Source organism: Bradyrhizobium hipponense (assembly GCF_008123965.1).
In the GTDB taxonomy this organism is placed as follows: domain Bacteria; phylum Pseudomonadota; class Alphaproteobacteria; order Rhizobiales; family Xanthobacteraceae; genus Bradyrhizobium; species Bradyrhizobium hipponense.
In genome coordinates, this window is the sequence record NZ_VSTH01000314.1 from 1 (window position 1) to 2,223 (window position 2,223).

Consider the following 2,223-nt stretch of genomic DNA (forward strand, 5'->3'; position numbering starts at 1 on the left):
ATTGCTCGCGCTAGCTGCCGCCGCTATCAAACTGGATTCTTCCGGCCCGGTGCTCTTCAAGCAACAGCGATGCGGGTTTAATGGCCGGATATTTTCTATTCGCAAGTTTCGGACAATGCATGTGCTTGAGAATGGGCCTGTGATCGTTCAGGCGACACTTCTTGACCGGCGCGTCACCAGGGTCGGCAGATGGTTACGACGGACAAGCTTTGACGAGCTGCCACAGCTGTTAAATGTTCTCGACGGCAGCATGTCGCTGGTGGGTCCGCGTCCTCATGCCTTGGCTCAAGACGGAGAATTTGACAGGCTCGTGCGAAACTACGCCCTTCGCCGCAGGGTCAAGCCAGGATTGACCGGATGGGCTCAAGTCCATGGCTGCCGCGGTCCAACTCCCACAGCCGTCGCGATCGAAACACGCGTACAATACGATCTCTGGTACATCGACAATTGGAGCCTTCGGCTTGATCTCGTAATCCTGCTGCGAACTCCCATCGAAGTGCTGCGGGGACGCAACGCCTATTAGGCGCACAGGATCACGGCGCTGCGCCGGCTATTTGACTGCAACCATCCCGTCGATCGGTCAGAATTAGGTCATGCGCGCTGACGAAGCTTCGGACTTGCATCCCCTATGCGAAACTCCTCAATCCTCCGGCCAGATTTCACGGCAGCAACCAACCACCGCGGCCGCTTGCCACGCCCCGACCAAGTCTCGGACGTCTGGGGGTTCCGATATTTCGGCAGCACCCGCGGATATTTGCGTCTCGCTTTGGCGGTCGGAGACAGGCCCGGCCTGCTTGATTCCGCCAAAACAGCCATCCCGCCCCCGAGAACCGCCAGGCGCTTCTCCAGTTCGTGCTTTTCTGCCTTAATGCGATTCGATAAGATCCCGCTAATTTCCTCATGAAGCGACCAGAGATCGTCAAGGGACATTGATTCTAATTCGAGTTTCTTAGCTGACATGCTCGCACCCTGTAGTTGCGCTTCACTTAGTATTCCCCGGATCGACATTAATCAAGATGGCGAACTCGATTTACCCAACAAAATGTATGGAACCGAACTTAAATTCGCTATCCAGATAGCTGCGTCGCAACAATCAATCAAGCCAAAAAAACGGGCTATCCGCACAATTTAATCGCTGGACGGGGTAAATTTGACACGGCCTGCGTGCAAGCATGGAACCATTCAAGCGATATCGGACGTGACGGGACCACATCAAGCGGCCGCACGGGGCAATCTGCAACGCAGTATTCTCGATGAGTATGGTTGGCGCGTAGGCTGTCCTTCGTTCCGGGCAGCCTCGTTATTGCGCGCCTTCGGATATGCGTACCCTGGCGCCAATCAACTCAATACCCCCCAGCGCTGGTCGCGCCTGAGCTCGATTTTGCCTTCAGGTCTCAATGTCCGACGGTGCAGCCGGGGGAAGGATGCTCCGGCTGCATCTTGAACACGCCCAACCAGGAACTCGATTGAGATCTCCTCTTTCTTTGCCCTGCAGCAAGTCGTTGATCTGCCTACCTCCATTTAATAAAATAATCCTCGCAATAATTATTAAATAATATATTATTTATTTGTTTGTCACGTCAATTTGAAACACTGACTTTGCCCATCGTTGGTTCGCTGCTCGGGCAACGATGTTCGAAAGCTGAGGATGACAGATGAATCAGGCGTCAGTCGAACGGTGACGAGAATGCTGCGTCGGCAAGATCTCGAAGCCATGGACTTTGAGGAACTTTGGCTCCTTCACGAAGAGCTGACAAAGATACTTGCCGAAAAGATCACAATCGAGAAGCGGGAACTCGAAAAACGTCTTGCGCAACTCAACCAGCCGGATCAATTCGGTGAAGCTGAAAGCGGGGCGGCCAAGGCGGGAACGGGCCAGCCGCCGCGCCGCAAATACCCGAAGGTCGTGCCGAAATATTTCAATCCACTCCACCCGACAGAGACCTGGTCGGGACGCGGTAAACAGCCTCGCTGGCTAGTTGCCGCGCTCCAATCGGGGCACACGCTCGAAGAGTTCAGGATTCGCGAGAACGGCGAATCGTCCGATCGGAATGCTGGCGGTCAAGGGCATTAGCTCTGCGCAACTGCAGAAATGTCGGTTGTCGTCCGTGAAGAACACTGGCTTCAGGCTGGAGCGGTGTGAAGGGCGGCAGTTAGAGCCGAGAGGATTTGGCGCAGCAAAAAGGCTGAACCAACGGATGAGGCGGCGAGGAGTTCTTCCAG

At 54.9% G+C, this 2,223-nt stretch carries 3 protein-coding genes; 2 read left to right on the plus strand and 1 reads right to left on the minus strand.

Annotated features, from left to right (window positions below; all coding sequences use genetic code 11):
* Nucleotides 1-523 (plus strand): sugar transferase (locus tag FXV83_RS42285; RefSeq protein ID WP_187436560.1); only part of this gene is annotated, 523 nt, incomplete at its 5' end.
* Between the two features lie 68 nt (nucleotides 524-591).
* Here FXV83_RS42285 and FXV83_RS42290 read toward each other — a convergent pair.
* Nucleotides 592-960: an H-NS histone family protein gene (locus tag FXV83_RS42290; RefSeq protein WP_148745894.1), complete on the minus strand. Its 369-nt coding sequence runs from the start codon at nucleotides 958-960 to the stop codon at nucleotides 592-594.
* Nucleotides 961-1,714: 754 nt separating this feature from the next.
* Here FXV83_RS42290 and FXV83_RS42295 point away from each other — a divergent pair.
* Nucleotides 1,715-2,074, plus strand: a complete 360-nt coding sequence (locus tag FXV83_RS42295) for an H-NS histone family protein (protein ID WP_430648987.1) — start codon at nucleotides 1,715-1,717, stop codon at nucleotides 2,072-2,074.
* The last annotated feature ends 149 nt before the right edge of the window (nucleotides 2,075-2,223 follow it).